At 64.3% G+C, this 23,266-nt stretch carries 27 protein-coding genes and 2 tRNA genes; 21 read left to right on the top strand and 8 right to left on the bottom strand.

Annotated elements, in window-relative coordinates:
• Positions 1–22: 22 nt before the first annotated feature.
• Positions 23–235, bottom strand: coding sequence for a hypothetical protein (locus tag AC0QDI_RS02805; protein WP_474665023.1), 213 nt, complete (start codon positions 233–235; stop codon positions 23–25).
• A gap of 225 nt (positions 236–460) precedes the next feature.
• Between AC0QDI_RS02805 and moaA the strand changes: the two genes are divergently transcribed.
• The 15 genes from moaA to AC0QDI_RS02730 all read left to right on the top strand — a co-directional run bounded on the left by moaA (position 461) and on the right by AC0QDI_RS02730 (position 8,571).
• Positions 461–1,450 (top strand): GTP 3',8-cyclase MoaA, encoded by a 990-nt coding sequence (gene moaA / locus AC0QDI_RS02800; protein ID WP_474665022.1) that lies wholly within the window; start codon positions 461–463, stop codon positions 1,448–1,450.
• 209 nt (positions 1,451–1,659) lie between these two features.
• A tRNA-Ser gene (locus AC0QDI_RS02795) sits at positions 1,660–1,742 on the top strand.
• Between the two features lie 72 nt (positions 1,743–1,814).
• On the top strand, positions 1,815–2,354 hold the full coding sequence (locus tag AC0QDI_RS02790; RefSeq protein ID WP_474665021.1) for a 30S ribosomal protein S13: 540 nt from the start codon (positions 1,815–1,817) through the stop codon (positions 2,352–2,354).
• Positions 2,354–2,878 carry a 30S ribosomal protein S4 gene (locus AC0QDI_RS02785; protein WP_098726871.1) on the top strand — a complete coding sequence of 175 codons (525 nt, stop codon included), beginning with the start codon at positions 2,354–2,356 and terminating at the stop codon, positions 2,876–2,878. The genes AC0QDI_RS02790 and AC0QDI_RS02785 overlap by 1 nt, the downstream gene beginning before the upstream one ends.
• Positions 2,875–3,264, top strand: a complete 390-nt coding sequence (locus tag AC0QDI_RS02780; protein ID WP_226041847.1) for a 30S ribosomal protein S11 — start codon at positions 2,875–2,877, stop codon at positions 3,262–3,264. Before AC0QDI_RS02785 ends, AC0QDI_RS02780 begins: the two co-directional genes overlap by 4 nt.
• A gap of 3 nt (positions 3,265–3,267) precedes the next feature.
• Positions 3,268–4,017: a DNA-directed RNA polymerase subunit D gene (locus tag AC0QDI_RS02775; protein ID WP_474665020.1), complete on the top strand. Its 750-nt coding sequence runs from the start codon at positions 3,268–3,270 to the stop codon at positions 4,015–4,017.
• Between the two features lie 129 nt (positions 4,018–4,146).
• Positions 4,147–4,231, top strand: a tRNA-Leu gene (locus AC0QDI_RS02770).
• A gap of 87 nt (positions 4,232–4,318) precedes the next feature.
• Positions 4,319–4,672: a 50S ribosomal protein L18e gene (locus AC0QDI_RS02765; protein WP_474665019.1), complete on the top strand. Its 354-nt coding sequence runs from the start codon at positions 4,319–4,321 to the stop codon at positions 4,670–4,672.
• Positions 4,669–5,118 (top strand): 50S ribosomal protein L13, encoded by a 450-nt coding sequence (locus tag AC0QDI_RS02760; protein WP_474665018.1) that lies wholly within the window; start codon positions 4,669–4,671, stop codon positions 5,116–5,118. Before AC0QDI_RS02765 ends, AC0QDI_RS02760 begins: the two co-directional genes overlap by 4 nt.
• Positions 5,112–5,510 (top strand): 30S ribosomal protein S9, encoded by a 399-nt coding sequence (locus tag AC0QDI_RS02755; RefSeq protein ID WP_098726866.1) that lies wholly within the window; start codon positions 5,112–5,114, stop codon positions 5,508–5,510. Before AC0QDI_RS02760 ends, AC0QDI_RS02755 begins: the two co-directional genes overlap by 7 nt.
• A 12-nt stretch (positions 5,511–5,522) precedes the next feature.
• Positions 5,523–5,717 (top strand): DNA-directed RNA polymerase subunit N, encoded by a 195-nt coding sequence (locus tag AC0QDI_RS02750; RefSeq protein ID WP_474665015.1) that lies wholly within the window; start codon positions 5,523–5,525, stop codon positions 5,715–5,717.
• 2 nt (positions 5,718–5,719) lie between these two features.
• The gene (locus AC0QDI_RS02745) at positions 5,720–5,905 is read left to right on the top strand and encodes a DNA-directed RNA polymerase subunit K (protein ID WP_006184680.1); all 186 of its coding nucleotides are present in this window, start codon (positions 5,720–5,722) and stop codon (positions 5,903–5,905) included.
• A complete protein-coding gene (gene eno / locus AC0QDI_RS02740) occupies positions 5,902–7,107 on the top strand; it encodes a phosphopyruvate hydratase (RefSeq protein ID WP_474665013.1) in 1,206 nt (401 codons plus the stop codon). Before AC0QDI_RS02745 ends, eno begins: the two co-directional genes overlap by 4 nt.
• Positions 7,104–7,913 (top strand): 30S ribosomal protein S2, encoded by an 810-nt coding sequence (rpsB, locus tag AC0QDI_RS02735; protein WP_474665011.1) that lies wholly within the window; start codon positions 7,104–7,106, stop codon positions 7,911–7,913. Before eno ends, rpsB begins: the two co-directional genes overlap by 4 nt.
• Before the next feature lie 217 nt (positions 7,914–8,130).
• Positions 8,131–8,571, top strand: coding sequence for a hypothetical protein (locus AC0QDI_RS02730; RefSeq protein ID WP_474665009.1), 441 nt, complete (start codon positions 8,131–8,133; stop codon positions 8,569–8,571).
• 24 nt (positions 8,572–8,595) lie between these two features.
• On the opposite strand, the gene AC0QDI_RS02725 is transcribed toward AC0QDI_RS02730, so the two are convergent.
• From AC0QDI_RS02725 to AC0QDI_RS02710, 4 genes are all read right to left on the bottom strand, one after another.
• Complete coding sequence (locus tag AC0QDI_RS02725; protein ID WP_474665007.1) at positions 8,596–9,522, bottom strand: thiamine-phosphate synthase family protein; 927 nt, start codon at positions 9,520–9,522, stop codon at positions 8,596–8,598.
• A gap of 324 nt (positions 9,523–9,846) precedes the next feature.
• Positions 9,847–10,806, bottom strand: a complete 960-nt coding sequence (locus tag AC0QDI_RS02720) for a glycosyltransferase family 4 protein (protein ID WP_474665005.1) — start codon at positions 10,804–10,806, stop codon at positions 9,847–9,849.
• Complete coding sequence (locus AC0QDI_RS02715) at positions 10,803–12,002, bottom strand: DUF354 domain-containing protein (protein ID WP_474665003.1); 1,200 nt, start codon at positions 12,000–12,002, stop codon at positions 10,803–10,805. The genes AC0QDI_RS02720 and AC0QDI_RS02715 overlap by 4 nt, the downstream gene beginning before the upstream one ends.
• Before the next feature lie 213 nt (positions 12,003–12,215).
• Positions 12,216–12,485 carry a hypothetical protein gene (locus tag AC0QDI_RS02710; protein ID WP_474665001.1) on the bottom strand — a complete coding sequence of 90 codons (270 nt, stop codon included), beginning with the start codon at positions 12,483–12,485 and terminating at the stop codon, positions 12,216–12,218.
• A 126-nt stretch (positions 12,486–12,611) separates the two neighbouring features.
• Between AC0QDI_RS02710 and mvk the strand changes: the two genes are divergently transcribed.
• Both mvk and AC0QDI_RS02700 read left to right on the top strand, forming a co-directional pair.
• Positions 12,612–13,598, top strand: coding sequence for a mevalonate kinase (gene mvk, locus AC0QDI_RS02705; protein WP_474664999.1), 987 nt, complete (start codon positions 12,612–12,614; stop codon positions 13,596–13,598).
• The gene (locus AC0QDI_RS02700) at positions 13,595–14,335 is read left to right on the top strand and encodes an isopentenyl phosphate kinase (RefSeq protein WP_474664997.1); all 741 of its coding nucleotides are present in this window, start codon (positions 13,595–13,597) and stop codon (positions 14,333–14,335) included. The genes mvk and AC0QDI_RS02700 overlap by 4 nt, the downstream gene beginning before the upstream one ends.
• Before the next feature lie 51 nt (positions 14,336–14,386).
• Here the strand turns inward: AC0QDI_RS02700 and AC0QDI_RS02695 are convergent, their stop codons facing one another.
• Both AC0QDI_RS02695 and trkA read right to left on the bottom strand, forming a co-directional pair.
• Positions 14,387–15,925, bottom strand: a complete 1,539-nt coding sequence (locus AC0QDI_RS02695; RefSeq protein WP_474664995.1) for a TrkH family potassium uptake protein — start codon at positions 15,923–15,925, stop codon at positions 14,387–14,389.
• A 185-nt stretch (positions 15,926–16,110) separates the two neighbouring features.
• On the bottom strand, positions 16,111–17,442 hold the full coding sequence (gene trkA, locus AC0QDI_RS02690) for a Trk system potassium transporter TrkA (protein ID WP_474664993.1): 1,332 nt from the start codon (positions 17,440–17,442) through the stop codon (positions 16,111–16,113).
• Positions 17,443–17,887: 445 nt separating this feature from the next.
• Between trkA and AC0QDI_RS02685 the strand changes: the two genes are divergently transcribed.
• The 4 genes from AC0QDI_RS02685 (at position 17,888) to AC0QDI_RS02670 (ending at position 22,988) form a co-directional block, all read left to right on the top strand.
• Entirely contained in the window at positions 17,888–19,240 is a 1,353-nt protein-coding gene (locus AC0QDI_RS02685) for an RNase J family beta-CASP ribonuclease (protein ID WP_474664991.1), read from the top strand.
• A 1-nt stretch (position 19,241) separates the two neighbouring features.
• A complete protein-coding gene (gene idsA3, locus AC0QDI_RS02680; protein WP_474664989.1) occupies positions 19,242–20,294 on the top strand; it encodes a geranylfarnesyl diphosphate synthase in 1,053 nt (350 codons plus the stop codon).
• Positions 20,295–20,457: 163 nt separating this feature from the next.
• Positions 20,458–21,135, top strand: a complete 678-nt coding sequence (locus tag AC0QDI_RS02675; RefSeq protein ID WP_474664987.1) for a DUF8159 domain-containing protein — start codon at positions 20,458–20,460, stop codon at positions 21,133–21,135.
• A gap of 128 nt (positions 21,136–21,263) precedes the next feature.
• A complete protein-coding gene (locus tag AC0QDI_RS02670; protein ID WP_474664985.1) occupies positions 21,264–22,988 on the top strand; it encodes a glutamate--tRNA ligase in 1,725 nt (574 codons plus the stop codon).
• An 80-nt stretch (positions 22,989–23,068) separates the two neighbouring features.
• Here AC0QDI_RS02670 and AC0QDI_RS02665 read toward each other — a convergent pair whose 3' ends face one another.
• Positions 23,069–23,239: a DUF8014 family protein gene (locus AC0QDI_RS02665; protein WP_474664983.1), complete on the bottom strand. Its 171-nt coding sequence runs from the start codon at positions 23,237–23,239 to the stop codon at positions 23,069–23,071.
• Between the last annotated feature and the right edge of the window lie 27 nt (positions 23,240–23,266).

Genomic DNA, 23,266 nt, shown 5'->3' with positions numbered 1-23,266 from the left:
CTGTCGGAATTAGGACCAGTCCCTACTTCAGCCGATACGGACTCTCGTCGTCATCGTCATCGTCGTCCTCGCTCTCGTACGGCTTTCGCGCCGTGATCGTCACGGTCGCTTCGGGGTCGTCCTCGTCGGCCCACGGGCTGTCGTAGGCCGAGATCTCGAGGTCGGTCACGTCCCATCCCTCCTCCTCGACGAGTTCCACGAGCCGGCGCTGGTCCGCGAGCATGTCCTCGTCCATAGCGCCTCGTTCGAGCGCTGGAGAGGTATGTCTTCCGTCGGAAGACGGGAAGAATCATGCTCCGGGGACCACCCGCCCGTCTGATTTCTCGGTCGTGATGAGTCAGGGGAACTCTCGAGTCGAACGGCGTCTCACAACCTCGTTGACAGTATTAGAAACCGAAATCGGTTACGAGCCCCCGAAATCCCCGGCGCGTTTAAGCGGATCCGGCTGCAACCCAGTGGCATGCTCACCGACGAATTCGGGCGAGAGGTCTCCGGGGTTCGCGTCTCTCTCACCGATCGGTGTAACTTCGACTGCGTCTACTGTCACAACGAGGGGCTCGGGGACACTCGCGGACCGATGGATCCCCAGGACGACGAGATGTCGACCGACGACGTCGTCCGCTTCCTCGAGGTCGCCGCCGAGTTCGACGTCGACGCGGTCAAGTTCACCGGCGGCGAACCGATGTTGCGACAGGACTTAGAGGAAATCATCGAGCGAACGCCCGACCAGATGGAGGTCTCGCTGACCACGAACGGCACGTTCCTCCCCGGCCGCGCCGAGGCGCTCGTCGACGCCGGCCTCGAGCGGGTCAACGTCTCGCAGGACGCGCTCGATCCCGAGGATTTCGCCGCGGTGACCAAGAGCGGAGCCTACGAGATGGTCCTCGAGGGCGTCGAGGCGGCGCTCGAGGCGGGGCTCGATCCGGTCAAACTCAACATGGTCGTCTTCGAGCACACCGCGGGGTACGTGCCGGAGATGGTCGATCACGTCGCGGAAAACGACGGGCTCCAGCTCCAGTTGATCGAGTACATGCCGGAGCTGACGGGGAAACCGGAGTGGAACATCGACATCCAGCGGGTCCACGACTGGCTGGCCGAGCAGGCCGACGAGATCGAACACCGGGAGATGCACGACCGGAAGCGCTACTGGATCGGCGGCGACGGAGAGAGCGGCGGCGGAATGGTCGAGATCGTCGACCCCGTCGAGAACCCGACCTTCTGTGCGAACTGCCACCGAGTTCGGGTCACCCACGAGGGCTACCTGAAGGGCTGTCTCAACCGCAACGACGACCTCAAGTCGATGGGCGAGATGACGAAATCGGAGATCCGCGAGGCCTTTCGCGATACCGTCGCGAACCGGGTGCCCTACTACGGCGAGTACATGATCCAGAACGAGGACGGGAACTGGGAGGTCAACGAGAAGTACATCGAAGAGTACGCCGGTGCCTGATTTTCCCCGCGTCTCCGTTTTCGTCACGATCGCTCCGGCATCGATTCGAGCCGAATAGCCGGGGCTCGAGCGGGATCGACGGTGGAATCAATTCGAACGAGGAGCGACCACCTTTCGTTGCCCTTAAGTAGTCGACGGGGGTAGGTCCGGGTGCAATACGTGTAGGGGAGTGATCCCCGAGTCCGAGAGGGCGATGATAGACAGACGGTGTTGTGGTAGCCAAGCGGCCCAAGGCGCATGGTTGCTAACCATGTGGCGTCAAGCCTCCGGGGTTCAAATCCCCGCCACAACGTCGGACACTTCGCTGGCGTTTTCCCGCCAGTCGATTTGCACCGCAGGCAGACCAGAGACAGATACACGACACATGAGCGCGGAAGAACCTCAAGAACAAGAAGACGACGAAGACCTCCGATACTTCGTCCGCATCGGACAAACGGACCTCGATGGGACGAAGTCCGTCGAGCGCTCGCTCTCGGAGATGAACGGGATCGGTCGCCGGACCGCCCGACTCATCGCCGAGGAAGCTGGCGTCGACCGAACCGCGACGTTCGGTCGACTCGACGACGACGTCATCGACGGCGTTATCGAGGCCGTGGAGAACTACGCCGACCAGGTCCCCGACTGGCTCAACAACCGTCAGGGCGACTTCTACAGCGGCGAAACGACCCACGAGATCGGGAACGATCTCCAGTTGACTCGACAGCACGACATCAACCGGATGAAGATGATCGACTCCTACAAGGGCTCTCGCCACAAGCGAGGCCAGAAGGTTCGCGGTCAGCGAACCAAGTCCACCGGCCGTACGGAGGGCACCATCGGAGTCAACGTCGAAGAGATCCGCGAAGAGCAGGCCGAAGAGGCCGCAGCCGCGGCCGAAGAAGAAGAAGAGGACGAGGGTGAATAATGCCACTCGGCACTGACACCAAGCAATACGAGACGCCGAACCACCCCTACCAGGGTGAGCGCATTGCCTCCGAACACTCCCTCGTCGACCGCTACGGGCTCTCGAACAAAGAAGAGCTCTGGCGAGCGCAGTCCGAGCTTCGCTCCTACCGGCGCGAGGCTCGAGAGCTGCTCGGTCAGGCCCAGGACGACGAAACCGTCATCCGACGCTCCGAGGAATTCCTCAACCGACTCAAACGAGTCGGCATCCTCAACGAGACGGACGAACTCGGCGACATCCTGTCGCTCGAGATCGAGGACATCCTCGAGCGCCGACTCCAGACGGTCGTCTACCGGACGGGACTGGCGAACACGCCCCAGCAGGCCCGCCAGTTCATCGTCCACGGCCACGTCGTGGTCGACGGGCAGCGCCACCTCGTTCCGTCCTACGTCGTCGACACCGACGAGGAGGATCTGGTGGCCTTCGACGAGAACAGTCCGCTCGCGGACGAACTCCACCCGGAACGCGCGGAGGGTAACCAATGAGCCAGAACGACGATAAATGGGGAATCGCCCACGTACACGCATCGTTCAACAACACCGTCATGACCGTGACCGACCTCACGGGCGCGGAGACGATCGCCAAGTCCTCCGGTGGGACGGCGGTCAAGCAAAACCGCGACGAGGCGTCGCCGTACGCGGCCATGCAGATGGCCGAGTCCGTCGCCGAAGAGGTCAAAGCGGCCGGTATCACGGGCCTCCACGTCCGCGTGCGCGGCCCCGGCGGCAACCTCCAGAAATCCCCCGGTCCCGGCGCGCAGGCGACGATCCGCGCGCTCGCCCGCTCGGGCATCGAGATCGGGCGCATCGAGGACGTCACGCCGATCCCCCACGACGGATCGCGCGCACCGAAAGGCAAGGGCGGCTACTAGACCATGACAGAGGAGTACGACGTCGAGTTCGTCGAACGCGAGGATCGCGAGGCGCGGTTCCTCGTTCGCGGCGTAACGCCCGCGTTCGCTAACGGCATCCGCCGCGCGATGGTCGCCGACGTGCCCACGATGGCGATCGACACCGTCCGGTTCGTCGAGAACTCGTCGGTCATGTTCGACGAGCAACTCGCGCTCCGACTCGGGCTCGTCCCGCTGACGACCCCGCCGGTCGGCGAGTTCACCGAGGACGACACCGTTACGCTCTCGATCGACGTCGAAGGGCCGGCGACCGCCTACTCCGGCGATCTCGTCTCGAGCGACGATCTCGTCCGCCCCGCGGACGATAACATCCCGATCATCGACCTCAAGGACGGCCAGCGACTCGAGGCCGAGGCCGATACCGTGATCGAACGCGGACGAAACCACGCCAAACACCAGGGAGGAGTGGCGGTCGGCTACCGCCATCTCCAGCGCGTGACGGTCGACGGCGATCTTCCCGAGTTCGAGGACGAGGAGAGCCGGATCATCCGCGGCGTCATCGAAGACGACGGCGAACTCGTGTCGACGAGCGAGTTCGACCACGACCTCTCGAATCGCTACCCGGGCAAGGAGGTTCGGGTCGAGGACGTGCCAAACGCCTTCGTCTTCCACGTGGAGACCGACGGCTCGTTCCCCATCGAGGAGCTCGTGACGCGAGCAGCGGAGACGCTCGCTGAACGCGCGACCGAACTCGAAGACGCAGTACAGCTATAGATATGAACCGACGCCCCCGACCCGATCAAGGAACGCCGTTCGCCGACGCCGTGAGCGACGAGACCGGCGATCGCGTTCCTGCTGGAATCGAAAGGGGTTTGAAGGGGCGACGGGTAGACGGAAGTGCGAGCAGGGATAGCCAAGTCAGGCCAACGGCGCAGCGTTCAGGGCGCTGTCTCGTAGGAGTCCGCAGGTTCAAATCCTGCTCCCTGCATCACTTCTCTAAACTCGATTCCACCGTCGACGGCGCAGTATCCCGCGTCGGCGACGTGCCGGCAGTTGCAGTATTTGGAGGAAACCAATGAGTAGCAAGACTAATCCGAGGCTCAACGATCTCATCGCCGAGCTGAAGTCGACGTCCCGCGAAACGGACGCCGACGTCTGGCGAGACGTTGCGGATCGACTCGAGAAGCCCCGACGCACCCACGCTGAGGTAAATCTGGGCCGTATCGAGCGGTACGCACGCGAAGAAGAGACTGTCGTCGTTCCCGGCAAAGTGCTGGGATCCGGCGCACTACAGAAGAACGTCACCGTCGCCGCCGTCAAGTTCTCTTCGTCCGCAGAGACGAAGATCGACCAGGTCGGCGAGCCGGTACCGCTCGAGCAAGTGCTCGAAGCAAACCCCGAAGGATCGAACGTCCGGGTGATTCGATGAGTCTCGCAGAGTTCGACGCAGATCTCGTCGTCGACGCACAGGACTGTATTCTCGGTCGGGTCGCGAGCGAGGTCGCCCAGCGCGCGCTGGACGGCGATCGCGTCGCGATCGTCAACGCCGAGGACGCGGTCATCACCGGCGACGAGGACGACATCTTCGAGACGTACCGCACGCGGCTACAGCTGGGTTCGGACCGCGGACCCTACTACCCCAAGCGACCGGACACGATCTTCAAGCGGTCCGTTCGCGGAATGTTGCCGTACAAGAAAACCCGCGGCCGCGAGGCACTCGACAGCGTCCGGGTCTACGTCGGCAACCCCTACGAGGACGACGACGATCACGAGTCGGAAGTGCTCGAGGGGACGTCGCTGGATCGCCTGTCGAACATCCGCTTCGTCCACCTACGCGAAGTGTCCGAACAGTTAGGTGCTAACGTCACATGGTAACCAACACGAGTGGCAAGAAAAAGACGGCCGTCGCCCGCGCCACGGTGCGCGAGGGCGAGGGTCGCGTTCGAATCAATTCGCAACCGGTCGAACTGGTCGAACCGGAGACGTCCCGACTCAAGATGCTCGAGCCGTTCCGCATCGTCGGCGACGATTTGCGCGGCGAGATGGACATCGACGTCCGCGTCGAGGGCGGCGGTATCAGCGGACAGGCGGACGCCGTCCGCACCGCCGTCGCACGCGGGATCGTCCAGCACTCGAACGACGCCGAACTCCGCGACGCGTTCATGGAGTTCGACCGGTCGCTGCTGGTCAACGACGTTCGCCAGTCCGAACCGAAGAAGTGGGGCGGCCCGGGCGCTCGGGCGCGCTACCAGAAGTCCTACCGCTAAGGTGATTCAATCATGATGGTACCGGTCCGGTGTTTCACCTGTGGCAACGTCGTCGCCGAACACTGGGAAGCGTTCGACGAGCGAGCGAACGAGGGCGACGAGGATCCAGAGGAGGTTCTGGACGAACTCGGCGTCGATCGCTACTGCTGTCGGCGCATGCTCGTCAGTCACAAGGACCTCGTCGACGTCGTCTCGCCGTACCAGTAACAATGCAACAACAACAGCACAACCGCTACGAGAAGGCACGCATCCTCGGCGCTCGAGCGCTGCAGGTCTCCTACGGTGCGCCGGTGTTGATCGAGACGGAGCAGACCCAACCGATCCTCATCGCCGCCGAGGAGTACGACGCCGGCGTGTTGCCCTTTACCGTCAAGCGGGGGTACGACCGGAAATGACGCTCATCACCGACATCCGGCTGCGTCGGATCCTCGACTCGCGAGGAAATCCGACGGTCGAGGCCGATGTCGTGACCGAGAGCGGCGGCTTCGGCCGCGCCGCGGCACCCAGCGGGGCCAGCACGGGCGAGTACGAGGCCGTCGAACGACCCCCAGGGGAGGCGATCGCCGCGGCCCGGGAACGCGCCGTACCCCGGCTCGTCGGCGAAATCTACGCGGGCAATCAGCGCGACGTCGACGCGGCACTCCACGCTGCCGACGGCACGGACGACTTCTCGGAGATCGGTGCCAACAGCGCGGTCGCGATCTCGATGGCCGCCGCGAAAGCCGGTGCCGACGTGCTCGGTGCGCCGCTCTTTCAGCACCTCGGTGGCACGTTCCGCGGCGATAACTTCCCGATCCCGCTCGGTAACGTCGTCGGCGGCGGCGAACACGCCGCCGACGCGACCGACATTCAGGAGTTCCTCGCCGCACCCGTCGGCGCACCGAGCGTCGAAGACGCGGTCTTCGCGAACGCGGCCGTCCACGCCGCCGTCGCCGACCTGCTCGAGGAACGCGGCGTTCCCTGTGGCAAGGGCGACGAGGGCGCGTGGGCACCGTCGATCGACGACGGCGAGGCCTTCGAAATCGTCGCCGAGGCGGTCTCGCTGGTCCAGGACGAGGTCGGCTTCAATATCGGCTTCGGGCTGGACGTCGCCGGCGCCGAACTGTACGATTCCGAATCGGAAACGTACGAGTACAGCGACCGGAGCCGCGATACGGACGAGCAGATCGCGTACATCGCCGACCTCGTCGAGGAGTACGACCTCGTCTACGTCGAGGATCCCCTCGACGAGGACGATTACGACGCCTTCGCCGACCTCACGGACGAAGTCGGCGACCGGACGCTGATCTGCGGTGACGACCTGTTCGTCACCAACACCGACCGTCTCGTCGAGGGGATCGACCGCGGCGCGGCCAACAGCATCCTGATCAAGCCGAACCAGATCGGGACGCTGTCGGACGCGTTCGACGCGATCGGACTCGCGACGGAGAACGGCTACGACTCGGTCGTCTCCCACCGATCGGGCGAGACCGAAGACGCGACAATCGCACACCTCGCCGTTGCGACCGACGCTCCCTTCATCAAGACGGGTACCGTCGGTGGCGAGCGAACCGCAAAGCTCAACGAGCTCATTCGAATCGCAGACGACGCGACATGACAGAAAACGACGCAACCCAGGAAGGGCTCGACGCCGCCGAGGAGGAAATCGACGAGGAGCCAGCCGAAGGGGCTGGCCCCGCCGCCGAGGCAGACGTCGAGCCAGTAGACGAACAGCCCGCCGACGCCGAGGGAGCCCCCGCGGCCGACGCAGAACCAGCCGACGACGACGCCGAGGAAGAAGACGCCGGTCCGACCCTCGACGACGACGTCATGTCCGACGAGGAGGCGGACCTGTTGATCCCCGTCGAGGACTACCTCGGCGCTGGCGTCCACATCGGGACCCAACAGAAGACCGAGGACATGGGTCGGTTCATTCACCGCGTCCGAACCGACGGTCTCTACGTGCTCGACGTCTCGAAGACCGACGGCCGCATCCGCACGGCCGCGGACTTCCTCGCGAACTACGACCCGGAGCAGATCCTGGTCACCTCGAGCCGTCAGTACGGTCGGTTCCCGGCGGAGAAGTTCGCCGATGCCGTGGGCGCTCGCGCCCGCACCGGTCGCTTCATCCCGGGTACCCTGACGAACCCGAAGTACGACGGCTACATCGAGCCGGACGTCCTGGTCGTCACCGACCCGATCGGTGACGCGCAGGCAGTCAAGGAAGCCATCACGGTCGGTATCCCGGTCATCGCGATGTGTGACTCGAACAACCAAGTCAGTAACGTCGACCTCGTCGTTCCGACGAACAACAAGGGTCGCAAGGCCCTCTCGGTCGTCTACTGGCTCCTCGCCAACGAGGTCCTCGATCGACGCGGTGCCGAGCCGTCCTACTCGCTCGAGGACTTCGAAAGTACGGTCTAACGCTGTAGATATCGACGCTGTTCGTTTTCTCGCCGACTATCGCTCGAGCGCGATCTCCGAGCGCGTGGCGATCGGAGTGTGACTGCGCTCGGACGGGGCGTGATCGGTGACACTTCTGGTGGGTAACTCGACGGGACACTCCCGATCGGCGTTCGGACCGTCTCAAAAAGTCAACTGGATGATAAGACTTATACACAACTAGTCAAAAGAAGCAACAATGTCCTCGTCACCCTCCGACCGGGACTGGCGGACCGTTCTCGCGACCATGGTGGTCGTCAGCGCGCTTTTCGTTGCCGGCTGTACCGATACTAGTTTGGAGTACAGTTCGACGATCGGCGACCCGTCGACCGGAGACGTGATCGACAACGTCTCCCTCGATACCATCGACCAGCAAAACGGCGCTCGCTTCGACGTGGACTACTCTATCGACGCGACCGCGAACGAGACCTACTCCCTCGTCGTATACGAGCGCCGGAACGACTCGTTCGAATGGGACGGGACCTATAGCCTCGATCCGAACAGGTATCGGACCGAATTTTCCGTCGGGTCGCCGCTTCCGGACGAATCCGACTCGACGTATCGGATCCGGGTCGAACGCGGGACAAACGCGACCGTCATCGACGCCGTCACGGTGACGATCGGCGCGAACCGCTCGTGAACGGCCGGGGATGGCTCGAGGGTCTCACGACGAGGACGCCACGTCGAGTACCGTCTCGATCAGTTCGGCGGCGTCGGTGGCCGTCGCACCGAAGACGTAGGTCGCGGGTTCGATCCCGAACGCACCTCGGTGATAGGCGACGCGGGGAACCCCGCCGCGATCCGCGAACCGATTTCGAAGGTGATCCCCGCGATCCTCGTAGTCGGCATCGAACTCGAGCGGGTCGACGCCCACCGCTGTCGCGGCCTCGAGCACGTCGTCGTCGGTGGCGACGTTGATCGCGCCGCGCACGGTTGGATCGGCGTCGTTGGCGGCGAGTATCGCCGTCGCGACGTGTTTCGAGGCGCCGAACTCGGGGTTCGCCGGAATTTCTATCCGGCCGCTCATCGCGTAGATCCGGCCGGGAACCGCGGCGACATCGGTCTCGTCGCGCGGCTCGGGCAAACACATGCCGACGTTCGTTCCGACGTTCGGGACGGAGTCGGCCATACCCTGGATCGAGGCGAGCGTTCGCGCGGCCGTGCGGACGTTCGCGAGAACGTCCCGTTCGGCACGGACGTCGGGATCGAGCCCGCGAACACAGAGGTCGCAACCGAGCCCCCGTAGCTCCGGCATCGCCTCTTCGTGGAGTTCGCAGATGGGACCCCGGTCCTCGAGGCTCCGGACAAGCGAGAGGAGTTCGGCGAGCGCGTCGTAGGCGTCCAGCTCGCCGCCAGCCAGTCCGTCCGCGATGTGGTCGACGGTGGCGACGGTTTCGGGGTCGTCGCGAAACCGATCGTCACCGCCGCCGTCACCGCCGACGTACTTGCTGACCGCGGCCTGGGTCACGCCGAGTTCGTCGGCGATCTCCCGTTGGGTCATCCCGCGATCGGCGAGTCGGGTGGCCAACATCGCCCGCACGGTCGGCAGGAACCGTTCGACGACGAGTTCACTCGGGAGAACGAGCGACATACGACCGAGGTTCGACCGCAGGGGCATAAGTCCGCCTCCAATCGATCGGTCGATGGATCACCGCGGACGGCAGCGACGACACAGACGGGTAGTATAGTACCAACTGAAACTATTCACACACCGATCGCACAGCCGTCGTGCGATCGGGTGTGCATTGACTTTCAGTGGCTACTATACTTGCACTCGGACGAACGGCCGGACATGACACTCTCGAGCGCCCCCGGGAAGGTGTATCTGTTCGGGGAGCACGCGGTGGTTTACGGCGAGCCCGCCGTCCCGTGAATCGACAGCGTCGACCGTCGACCGATTCGAGGTGGCGGGGGGCTACGCAGTCTCGTTCTCGAGGCAGCGGTCGTACACGTCACGGAGGCGCGTTCCCATTTTGTCGATGGTGTGTCCGGTGATCTGGTCTCTCCCATCCGTGGGCTCGTCGGTCTCGAGAACGTCGACCAGTCGCGGTTGGAGCGCGTCGTCGTCGTCCGCGACGTAGGAGTTGGTGATATCCTCGAGTACCTCCCGGGCGAAGCCGACATCGCGCGAGACGACCGGGACGTTACAGGCAGCGGCCTCCTTTATCGTCATCGGCCCGCTCTCGTATCGTGACGTGATCAGGACGGCGTCGGCAGCGTTCAGATAGTACGGGACGTCCTCGTACGGTTGGTTCGCGACAGCCCGTAGGGTAACGTCGTCTCCGAGGGCGTCGACGGTGCGAGTCGCCAGCGGATAGTTTTTCTCCTCGCGCGACGGGGCGTACGGGAAGAGGACGATCGGGTCGTCGGTCTCCCAGTCGACGTACTCGCGGGCCTCGTCTCTGGGGATCGGTCGGAAGAGATCCGTATCGACCGGAAACGGAACCACGTCACACGGCTGCTCGATGCGGTCGGCCATCACGTTCGAGGGAACGACGACGCAGTCGGCACGTGACACGAACGGTTCCATGACCGGCGTGTACCGATTACCGACGTACTCGCCGCCCCAGAGCGTACAGACGAACCGCAGATCGACCGTCGGAAGCGCCGATGCCGCAGCGGCGAACGGTGCAGTGAGTCCGTAGTTGGCGTGGACGATATCGTAGCCGGTACCCGCCTCGCGGAGCACCTGCGGCAGGTAGCGGAGGTAGTCGATCGGAGTTCGCCGTCGAACTTCGTCGTCGAACGCCCGATGATCACCCGGGACCGACAGGGTGCTCACCGTTATCCCTTCGGACTCGAGCGCCGCGACCTGGTTTTCGTAAAAGCTTCGCCAGTCGGTCGTGGTGAGGCTCAGGACGCGGAGATCAGTCATGATCTCGGGATCGGATCGTCGGTCTGTGAGTCGCTCGTAGCCGACTCGTTTGCAGATTCGTGGTTCGACGCGGTCCGTCCGCCCGTCGTCGCCCCCTCCGGCTGTCGTTCGAGAACGACCGGTTTCTCGCTCGTCTCGCCGCGTAGCGCTTCGAGTTCCGCCTCATCGAGCAGCTGTTCGAGGAGGTACTCGGTGACGTCGATTTTGTTCTCGAGTATCGTCTCCCGGCGGTCCGCCCATATCGCGGTCGTCGCGGGATCGCGATACAGACGTTCGATCGTTTCGATCGCCTCGTTTTCGCGCTCGATCGGGAACGATCTGACGAGGCCGTACTCCTCGAGTTCGAGGAACTTCCCCATGTCCGACGATCCGGCGAACGGACTGATTCGAACGGTCGGGGTCCCGAGGATACCGGCCTCCATCGTCGTGGTGGCGACGTCACCGACGACGAGGTCGGCGAACGCGAGCAACTGGTGGAAGTTCGACGGATCGACGGGAATCGGTTCCGCGTTTGCCGGAAGCGAACCGTCACTCTCGTCGGAGACGTACACCGTCCCGTCCCGCGCGAGTTCGTCGACGATCCGCTGATACCCCGCCGGAGAAATGCCGCGCTTGCCGATATCGTGATTGCTGTCGAACGCGCCGCGGCGGACGACGGCGTACCGTTCGTCCGGCTCGACCCCGTTTCGACGAAGGAGTTCGGGATCGGGCTCGAACCGGTTAGGGTGGAGGTACGCGAGTTCGTGATAGCCGAGATATCTCACGTGGTTCTTCCCGATGTGCTCGTTGAAGCTGGATGGAGTGTAGACGCGGTCCGCGAACGGAATCGTGAGACGATTTCCGTGGTTGATCAGCGTCTCGGTGTCGATATACACGTGGCTCTCCGCTCCGACGAGCGTGGCGACGTGAGAGGCGGCGATACCGTGACTACTGATGATGTAGTCCGGATCGATAGCCAGTGCACGTTTGAGGATCGTCGCTTCGTATCGTATCTGGGTCAATCCGAGTTCGAGTAGCGTATCCGGTTCTTCACAGAGGAGTTCGTGATCGATGTCGTAGGCGTCCAGTAGCGATCCGACGACCTCGGCCTCTCGAGCGAACACGTGAACGTCGTAATCGGCTGCCTGAAGCTTCCGTATGAGGTGCTTGAAGAAGTGAACGTTACCCCCGTGCTGTATCGTGACGATAATCCCCATTCGAATGAAAGAAGCGATGGGAGGTTCCTTATTATTGATATTTTAAGTATGGTTTCAGTACCAATGGTTCCCTTAAATCCACCCGCGACCCAGTTATGGAATACGGCGTCTCGAAGAATGAAACGAGACGATGACGCCGTCTCACTGATACTACCGCCAGTTACAACTGTTTCATCGGTCGCAGGTTCGGCTACCCGTCGGGGAGTTCGGTTATCACAGCCTTTTCCACGGCGATAAATGACAATCGAAATCCGGTATCGGTCCGTTCAGCGGACCGGCGGTGGAACCGAAGATTGCCGTCCCGACACGGCCGAGCGGGTCCGCGATTAGTTCGGCGGTATCGACGGTGATGTGCTCGCTGACCGCAGCCGGGGTGACGCCGAGTTCCGGTGCGATATCCCGTCGGGTCAGCCCGCGCTCGGCGAAGCGCGGCCGACATCGCTCGAACCATCGGCAGAAACCGATCGACGAGTTCGCCGGCAAGACGAACGACAGACGACCGCCGTTCGACTGAAAGGTCACAAGTCCGCCTACGCGACGGCTGACTGGCCGACGGACACCGGCGAAGACACAGACAGGTATTACTTCCCCTCGGACGAACGGCCGGGCATGACACTCTCGAGCGCTCCCGGGAAGGTGTACCTGTTCGGGGAGCACGCGGTGGTTTACGGCGAGCCCGCCGTCCCGTGTGCGATCGAGCGGCGGGCGCGGGTCGGCGTGCAACGACGCGACGACGGCAAGCTCCGCGTTCGGGCGGACGATCTCAGTCTGGACGGGTTCACCGTCGAGTACGACGGGACGACGGAGAGCGGACCCGACATCGACGTCTCGGAATCGCTCGTCAGCGCGGCGATGGGGTACGTCGACGGCGCGATCGAGCAGGTCCGCGAGGTCACCGGCGAGGACGACGCCGGCTTCGACGTGACGATCGAGAGCGACATTCCCCTCGGCGCGGGCTTGGGCTCCTCTGCGGCCGTCGTCGTCGCCGCGATCGACGCCGCGACTCGAGAACTCGGTGTCACCCTCGAGCCCGCCGAACTCGCCGAGCGGGCCTATCAGACGGAGTCCCGGGTTCAGGACGGCCAGGCCTCCCGGGCCGACACGTTCTGTTCTGCGACCGGCGGTGCGGTCCGCGTCGAGGGCGAGGACTGTCGCACGCTCGAGGCCCCGGACCTGCCGATCGTGATCGGATTCGACGGCGGCGCGGGCGATACCGGGCAGCTGGTCGCCGGCGTTCGAGATCTCCGCGCGGAGTACGACTTCGCGGCCGACACGGTCGAAGCGATCGGCGACGTGGTCCGGAACGGCGAGGACGCGCTCGCCGACGGCGACATCGAGGAGATCGGTCGGTTGATGGACTTCAATCACGGCCTGCTCTCCGCGCTGGGGGTGTCCTCACGCTCGCTCGATACGATGGTCTGGGCGGCCCGCGATGCGGGCGCGTACGGCGCGAAGCTGACCGGTGCCGGCGGCGGCGGCTGTATCGTCGCGCTGGACCCGACGCCCGAGACCGAGACGGCCCTCTCCTTTACCCCTGGGTGTGAGGACGCGTTCCGCGCCGAACTCGCCGACGAGGGGGTGACGCGGCTCGAATGATCGTCCTGAAACTCGGCGGGAGCGTCGTCACCGAGAAGGATCGGCCGGAAACCCTCGATGGTTCGGCCCTCGCGCGAGCGGCGGACGCCATCGCGGTGGCGCTCGAGGCGGGGCTCGACGACCTCGTCGTCGTCCACGGCGGCGGGAGCTTCGGCCACTACAACGCCAGCGAACGCGGCGTCAGTACGACCGAGGGGACCCACGACGCGAACGCGGTGCTGGACATCCACGGCGCGATGAAGACGCTGAACCAGTTCGTTCTGAGTCGGTTGCTCGAGCGGGACGTCGACGCGGTCCCCGTCCATCCGTTTTCGGCGGCGCATCGCGATCGCGAGGGGCGACTCGAGCTGGCAACGGGACAGATCGAGACGATGCTCGAGGAGGGGTTCGTTCCCGTCCTCCACGGTGACGTGATCGCCCACGCCGGCGCGGGTGCGACGGTGATCAGCGGCGACGAGCTCGTGGCGGTACTCGCCCGAGATCTCACCGCGGACCGCGTCGGTCTCTGCTCGACGGTGCCCGGCGTACTGGACGAAAACGACGCGGTGATCGATCGGATCGACGACTTCGACGCGGTGGCCGCGGTGCTCGGGGCCAGCGACGCGACTGACGTGACCGGCGGGATGGCCGGCAAGGTGCGGACGTTGCTCGATCTCGAGGCCGAGGCGTCGATTTTCGGCCTCGACGCGCTCGAGGCGTTCCTCGACGGTTCGAATCCGGGGACGACGATCGATTGAGGCCAACGAACGATCGACGGACCACCGGAAGAGAACGGCACGACGCTCCTGTCAGCGGGTCCAGAACCCGCCGGTGAACATGACGAGCACGGGGATGATCTCGAGGCGGCCGATCCACATGAGGAAGATCATCAGGAGTTTCGAACTCATCGGAAACGCGAGGTAGCTTCCGAAGGGGCCCAGCGATCCGAACCCGGGACCGATGTTCCCGATCGTTGCCAGGCTCGCGCTGAACGCCTCGAGCGGCGTCAGCGAGTAGCCGATTCGACCGGCATCGAGCGCGATGACCAGCGCTGCGATGCCGAAGATGAAGAGGTACATGAAGGTGAAGCCGAGCACGCCGCGAACGGCGTCCTCGTCGACCACGTTGCCGCCGAGACGGATCGGTCGAACGACCTCGGGGTGGGAGGCCGTAAACAGCTCCCGACGCAGGATCTTGAACACGATGAGCCACCGGACGACCTTGACGCCACCGCCGGTCGAGCCCGCACAGCCACCCACGAGCATCGCGAAGAGGAGCACGATTTTGCCCGTCGAGCTCCACTCGGCGAAGTCGCTGGTCGCGTAGCCGGTCGAGTTCAACAGCGACGCGATCTGGAAGGCGCTCTGTCGCAGCGAGTTCCCGAACGTCCCCTCCGTCACGCCGCCGAGTTCCGCCAGTGCCGGCGCGGCACCGGTGTAGAGAATTCCCGCAAGCAGCACCGTCAGACCGCCGATCGCTCCGATGTAGGCGCGGAACTCGGAGTTGCGAACGAAGCGCCGTCGCTCGCCGCTGAAGACGTGCCAGAACAGGGCGAAGTTGGTCCCGGCGATAACGATGAACGGAATGAACGTCCACTGGACGATCGCGGAGAACGCCGCGACGCTGTTCGCTTCCGGCGAGAATCCGCCCGTCGGGAGCGTCGTGAACCCGTGAGCGATGGCGTTGTAGAGCCCCATGTTGGGGGCCAGCCCTGCGAGGTGCAGACCGTAGAGGAGAAGGATAAAAACGAGGGTGAACGCGAAATAGACGAGCCAGAGGATGCGCGCCGTCTCGGCGATTCGCGGCGTGAGCTTCTGTAACTGCGGTCCCGGCGCTTCAGATTCGACGAGCTGTGCACCGCTGACCGCGAGCTCCGGCAAGATCGCGACCATCAGGACGATGATCCCCATTCCGCCGAGCCACTGGGTCAGCTGCCGCCACATCATCACGGCGTGTGAGTGTTGCTCGAGCGAAATCTCCCCGAGCACCGTCGCTCCTGTCGTCGTAAAGCCGGACATCGACTCGAACAAGGCGTTGACGGGATGGGCGAGCGTCGATTCGGTGCCCCAGCCCGCGAGCACGTACGGCACTGCACCGATGATCGCCACTGCCAGCCATGATATGGCGACGAAGAGCATCGCCTCGCGGACCTGCAGGTCCGGATCGGGGCTGAGTCGCTCGAGGCCGTGGCCGACGGCGATCGTGAGAGCGATCGTCGCGACGAAGGGAAAGACGGGTTCGCCGTAGATGAGCGCCACGATGAGCGGGATCACCAGTGGGATGGCGAGGTATTTGAGGACGATCCCGACGAGGGCGAAACTGGCGCGCCAGTCAGTTCGAAGCCGCATCGAACACTCCACTCGCGCAGTCACGTCTGAGCACGGTACGTAACGGATTTCGGGTAGGTCCTATTAATCCATCGCAACTCGCGTTCCAAGGATCCGTCTCGTGTCTCGGTGCGCTCGTGACGTGCGATCGGGACGACGAGATCCGATCGAACGGCGATCGACGGGCGGGGTGAGTGAGCAGTCAGTTAGATCAGTTCGATGACCTCGTCGAGAGCGTCGGCGGCGACGAAGATGATCACGTGGTCGCCGGACTGGACGACCGTGGATCCGCGCGGCGTGATGTGCGTCCCGTTACGCGAAATCGCACCGATGACGACGCCCTCCGGAAGGTCGTTCGTCGCGTCGACGATCTCTCGGTCGACGAGGACGCTCTCCGGGCCGACTTCGATCTCGATGACCTCCGCGCGATCGTGCTCGAGCATCGCCACCTTCTCGGTGTTGTCCGTCCGGGTGAATCGGACGATTTCCTCCGCGGTTTCCTCTCGGGGGTTGATCGCGACGTCGACGCCGACGGTCTCGAAGAGGTCGGCGTACTCGGGGTTCTCGATTATCGCGACGGTTCGGTCGACGCCGAGGCGGTCGGCGAGCAGGGAGACGAGGAGGTTCTTCTCGTCGCTGTCGAGGGCGGCGATCACGACGTCGGCCTCGCCGACGTGCTCGCGGGCGAGGAACTCCTGATTGGTCGCGTCGCTCTCCATGACCATCGTATTCGGGAGCGACTCGGCGACTTCGCGGGCCCGTTCGTGGTCGCGTTCGATCAGCCGCGGCCGAAAGCCGTGGTCCTCGAACTCCCGGGCGGTCTGATAACCGATCTCGCTGGCGCCGACGATGACGACTTCCTCCGCTTCCTCGGGCGTCATCGCGACTTCGTTGGCGAAGTCGTTGATCGAATCCGGGCTGCCGATCACGACGACCCGATCCCCGGCCTGAATAACGGTGTCACCTCTGGTGACGACCATCTCGTCGTCCCGGAAGATCGCGGCGAACGTGAGCGAATCGTAACAGTCGGCTTCCCTGACGGTCCGATCCGCGATCGGGCTGTCCACCGGGATGTCGAACTCGGCCATGCGAATGAGTCCGCCGGCGAACGTATCGACGTCGTGCGCGCTCGGCAACCCGGAAATCCGGAAGATGGCCTGGGCGGTCAGGAGGTCGGTACAGACCATGAAGTCGACGCCGAAGGCCCCCTTCGAGCCCTGCCACGTCTCGAGCAGCGTCCGGCGACGAACGCGTGCGATGGTGAACACCTCCGACGTGGCCTTCGCCGCGCCGCAGACGACCGCGTTCGTCTCGTCGTTGTCGGTACAGGCGATGACGAGACCCGCTTGCTCGAGCCCGGCCTCGCGCAGCGTCTCGAGGTCGGTGCCGTCGCCGCGGACCGTGAGTACGTCGAGCGAGTACGTGAGCTCCTCGGTGACGTCGCCGTCGCGATCGATCAGGGCAACGTCGTGGGTATCCTCCAGGTTGGCGGCGATCGATCGACCGACTTCGCCGGCCCCGACGATGATTACGTACACGACGGTCCCTCCGAAATCATAGTTATTGGGATCCGTTTCGAGGCGACGGGGAAATGGATTTCGGTGCCTGATACCGATTCCTCTCAGCCGGTTTCGGCGCAACTGCGACCGAGCTGTAGTCGCGCCGGAGAACGGTCACAGCAATCCGATTGAAGAGTCCGTGCGTTCTCCGAGGAGCACCCGCAACGGACGGTAGGGGCGATACGAGGACTGGAGAGCCAACCCACTGCGTTTTTAACACCCGAGGGTGTAGGAACGACTAGCGAAACCCGCGGGCAAGTGCGTTCGGGGCTTGCGATGTCGCGAGCTATCGAAGACGGAACCGCCGTCGCACCGAGCGCATAGCGGGATGGCCGACGTGCTGCAAGACGCCGGGGCCGCACAACCGGGAGTCCGCGGACCGTTTCGACGAGAGTCCAGGCAGCGACTTTCAGTACGAGGAACCATGGAAATCGAAATCGCAACCATCGGCGGCTACGAAGAAGTCGGCCGGCAGATGACTGCCGTCCGCGCAGGCGACGACGTCGTTATCTTCGACATGGGGCTGAACCTCTCGCAGGTTCTGATCCACGACAACGTCGAAACCGAACGGATGCACAGCCTCGACCTGATCGATATGGGCGCTATTCCCGACGACCGGGTCATGAGCGACCTCGAGGGCGACGTGAAGGCCATCGTCCCGACGCACGGCCACCTCGATCACATCGGTGCCATCTCGAAGCTGGCCCACCGGTACAACGCGCCGGTCGTCGCATCGCCGTTTACGATCGAGCTGGTCAAACAGCAGATCGAGGGCGAGCAGAAGTTCGGCGTCGAGAACGACCTCGTGAAGATGGAGGCCGGCGAGACGATGTCGATCGGCGACTCCGGCAAGGTCGACCTCGAGTTCGTCAACGTCACGCACTCGATCATCGACGCGATCAACCCCGTTCTCCACACGCCCGAGGGCGCGATCGTCTACGGGCTGGACAAGCGCATGGATCACACGCCGGTCATCGGCGATCCGATCGATATGGAGCGCTTCCGCGAGATCGGTCGCGAGGGCGAGGGCGTTCTCTGTTACATCGAGGACTGTACGAACGCGAACAAGAAGGGGCGAACCCCCTCCGAGAGCGTCGCCCGAGAACACCTTCGGGACGTGCTCTACAGCATGGAGGACTACGACGGCGGCATCGTCGCCACCACCTTCTCGAGCCACATCGCTCGCGTGAAGTCCCTGGTGGAGTTCGCCGACGACATCGGCCGCCAGCCCGTGTTGCTGGGTCGGTCGATGGAGAAGTACTCGGGCACCGCGGAACGGCTCGACTTCATCGATTTCCCCTCCGATCTGGGGATGTTCGGCCACCGCAAGTCCGTCGACCGCACGTTCAAGCGAATCATGAACGAGGGCAAGGGCGACTACCTGCCCATCGTCACCGGCCACCAGGGCGAGCCCCGCGCGATGCTCACCCGGATGGCCCGCGGCGAGACGCCGTACGAACTGGAGGACGGCGACAAGGTCGTCTTCTCCGCCCGCGTGATTCCGGAACCGACCAACGAGGGCCAGCGCTATCAGGCCGAGAAACTGCTCGGCATGCAGGGCGCGCGGGTCTACGACGACATCCACGTCTCGGGCCACCTCAATCAGGAGGGGCACTACGAGATGCTCGACGCACTGCAACCGCAGAACATCATTCCCGCCCACCAGGACATGAAGGGCTACTCGAGCTACGTTGATCTCTGTGAGAGCGAGGGGTACAAGATGGGACGAGACCTCCACGTCACGCGCAACGGGAACCTCATCCAATTAGTCGACTGATATGACGAGTCCCGAGGCACGCGAAGAGGCGGTGCTCGAGGCGGTCCGGCAGCGCCGCGAGCTGGTTAACGACGCGATTCCCGAGGAGCTACCGATCCAGCGGCCCGAACGGCTCTACGAGGCATCCAGATACCTGCTGGACGCGGGCGGCAAGCGGCTCCGCCCGACCGTCCTCCTGACGACGGCCGAGGCGCTGACCGACGTCGATCCGCTCTCGGCGGAGTATCGATCGTTCGCTCCGCTCGACGAGAGCGGGCCGGTCGACGTGATGGCCGCCGCGGTCAGCGTCGAGGTCATCCAGTCGTTCACCCTGATCCACGACGACATTATGGACGACGACGACCTCCGCCGCGGCGTCCCCGCCGTCCACAAGGAGTACGACCTTGAGACGGCCATTCTCGCGGGCGATACGCTCTACTCGAAGGCCTTCGAGATCATGCTCGAGACGGGAGCGGCGTCCGATCGAATCGTCGATGCGCTCTCCGTCCTCGCCACCACCTGCACGGACATCTGCGAGGGACAATCGCTGGACGTCACCTTCGAGCAGCGAACCGACGTCACCCCCGACGAGTACCTGGAGATGGTCGAACAGAAGACGGCCGTCCTGTACGCTGCCTCGGCCTGTCTTCCCGCGATCTTGCTCGGAGCCGACGACGAAACGATCGACGAACTCTACGGCTACGGACTCGACATCGGCCGCGCGTTCCAGATTCAAGACGACGTGCTCGATCTGACGGTCCCCAGCGAGGAACTCGGTAAACAGCGAGGAAGCGACCTCGTCGAGAACAAACAGACGCTGATCACCGTCCACGCCCGCGAGCAGGGCGTCGACATCGACGGACTGGTCGACACAGACGACGTCGACGCGGTCACGGAGGCCGAGATCGACGAGGCGGTCGCCGAACTCGAGGCGGCCGGTTCGATCGAGTACGCGAACGAGACCGCCCAGGAGCTGGTCGAGCAAGGGAAGGAGCGACTCGAGGTCCTGCCGGACAACGAGGCGCGCGAATTCCTCTGTGAAATCGCTCACTACCTGATCGAACGCGGTTACTGAACGGATCTCCGGCCGCTGTTTCGCGGATTTTCTGCACGCTCATCGCTCGAGTCGTGTTCCGTGCGCTTCCCGCTCGAGCCGGGCGGAACGGGTTCGTTCTCGGCCGAACTCAGCGTTCGATATCGTCCGGGTCTTTTTGCGGGTCCCACACCGAGCGAAGGACATGACTGACGACACCTCCGACGTAACCGCCGCTCCCTCCTCTCGACGACGGTTTCTCGGTGCGGCCGCGGCCGCCGGCACGGCCGCGACCGCCGGCTGCGTCGGATCGCTGCTCGATACGTCCGATTCGAACGAAAACGAGATCGAACCCGAAGCGCCCAGCGAGCCCCGAAAGGGGACGCCCGGCGAGTTCTACACGCTCGTCGAGCGAAACGACATTCCGGTCGAATCGCTCCGGTGGGACGGATCGGACCTGGTCCTCCGGTACGACTCGAGTGCCGCGACCGAATCGGAGTCGACGACGGAAATCGAAGTCATCACGACCGTCTACAACGAGAACCTCGTGAAAAACGACGCCGAGGTCGACATGCTCTACGCGGAGGTCACGAACCCGTTCGACGGGCAGGCCTACGGCTGGGGCGTCAAGACCGAGTGGTGTGAACGATACAATGCGACCGTCGCCGACAGCGAGGGCGGCGACAACGAGACCGATAGTGATGATGGGGCGACCGATGCGGAGAACAGCACGGACGAGTCGGACGGTTCCAACGAAACGGCGGACGACGACAATAGCACCGAGACGGCCGAAAGCGACGCGTCCTCGGTGGACCAGGCCGCGATGATCCTCATGAGTAACGTCCTCAACACGCGGGTGTACGAGGACGACGTCGAGAACTGAGGACGCCATAGAGATTCCGAATCGGAACCGTATCGGCGGCTCAGGACGCCGAAGCCGGTGTCGAACACCGGACCGGACGAGACAGTGAATCGCGAAGGTTTTGGGACGGGCGCGACTACCGCCCGGTAATGAACGACGAGTTACGCGAGCGCGTCGAGCGCGAGGCCGAGAAGCACGCGCTGTTGAACGCCGTGAAACACGAGAGCGACGCCGACGTCGGCGCGATCATGGGGCCGCTGATGGGCGACAACCCCGACTTCCGCGAGCACGGCGACGAGATTCCGGGTATCGTCGGCGGCGTCGTGGGTCGAACGAACGACCTCTCGTACGCGGACAAACGCGCTCGCCTCGAGGAACTGGCACCCGGGGAACTCGCCGAGATCGAGGCTGAAGAGGAGGAAGACGAGCACGACCTCCCCGACCTGCCGAACGCGGACGACTACGACGCCATCCGGATGCGGTGTGCGCCGAACCCGAACGGCCCGTGGCACGTCGGCCACGCCCGGATGCCCGCCGTCATCGGCACCTACCGCGAGCGATACGACGGCTGGTTCTGCGTCCGCTTCGACGACACCGATCCCGAGACCAAACGGCCGGATCTCGATGCTTACGACGCGATCCTCGAGGACCTCGACTACCTCGGCTTCGAGCCGGACGCGACCTACAGGGCGAGCGACCGCCTCGAGACCTACTACGACCACGCCCGCGACCTGATCGAGATGGGCGGGGCCTACACCTGCTCGTGTTCGGGCGAGGCGTTCTCGGAGTTGAAGAACTCGGGCGAGGCCTGTCCCCACCGCGAGAAGGACGAGGCGACCGTGCTCGAGGAGTTCGAAGGGATGATCGACGGCGAGTACAGCAGCGGCGAGCTGGTCCTGCGGGTCAAGACCGACATCGAGCACAAGAACCCCGCGCTGCGCGACTGGGTCGCGTTCCGGATGATCGACACGCCCCACCCCCGCGAGGAGGCCAGCGAGTACCGCTGCTGGCCGATGCTCGACTTCCAGTCCGGGGTCGACGACTACCTCCTCGAGATCACGCACATCATCCGCGGGATCGACCTGCAGGATTCGGCCAAACGACAGCAGTTCGTCTACGACTACTTCGGCTGGGAGTATCCCGAGGTCATCCACTGGGGTCACGTCCAACTCGACGACTACGACGTGAAGATGAGCACGTCGACCATCTCGGAACTGATCGACGACGGCGAACTCGACGGCTGGGACGACCCGCGAGCGCCGACGCTGAAGAGTCTGCGCCGGCGGGGCATCCGCGGCGAGGCCATCGTCGAGTCGATGACCGGGCTCGGCACCTCGACCACCGACGTCGACCTCGCGATGAGTTCGATCTACGCGAACAACCGCGAGCTGGTCGACGAGGAGACCGACCGCCGATTCCTCGTCCGGGACGGCAACCAGATCCCCCTCGGCGGGAGTCCGCCCGAGGTGGGGACGCCGCCGCTCCATCCCAACCACGAAGAGCGCGGCGTTCGCGAGATCCCCGTCGGCGATTCGGTCATGCTCGAGCCCGATGACCTCCCCGGGCGCGAGGAGCGCATCTGGCTCAAGGGGCTGGGCTGTTTCCAGTTCACCCGCGATGTCCTCCAGTACACCGGCGAGGACATCGAGGTCGTCCGCGAGGGCGACGTGGACGTCGTCCACTGGGTTCCAGCCGACGAGCGCGTTCCCGTCCGCATGCGAACGATGGAGGGCGACGTCCGGGGGCACGCGGAACCAGGCGTCGGCGACCTCGAGAGCGACGAGATGGTGCAGTTCGAACGAGTCGGCTTCGCGAGAATAGACCGGCACGACGAGGAAGCGGAGGAGACGGTCGCGTACTACGCGCATCCCTGAACGGGTCCGTCGCTCGTCGAGCGACCGCCCCCGAACCGATCGGTTCCCGTTTTGGTGCTCTCACATCGAAAGTCGGCGGATTACCCTTCCTCGAGCAGATCGTCGCCTCGTTCCGGGTCCGGGTCGGCCACGACGCCGTCCTGACGCCCCAGCACGCGGGCGTGGGCGGCGCAGACGAGGCGGTTCTCGTCCCAGGGGATGTGCAACTCGACGGCGGCGGGGCGCTCGCAGTCGGCCTCGGAACACTCCATCTAGTCGTGTCAACGACACCCACGGCT

It is taken from the genome of Natrinema sp. LJW11 (genome assembly GCF_056135975.1).
The sequence above is the reverse complement of the archived record's forward strand: the minus strand, read 5'-3'. Positions and strand labels throughout refer to the sequence as shown.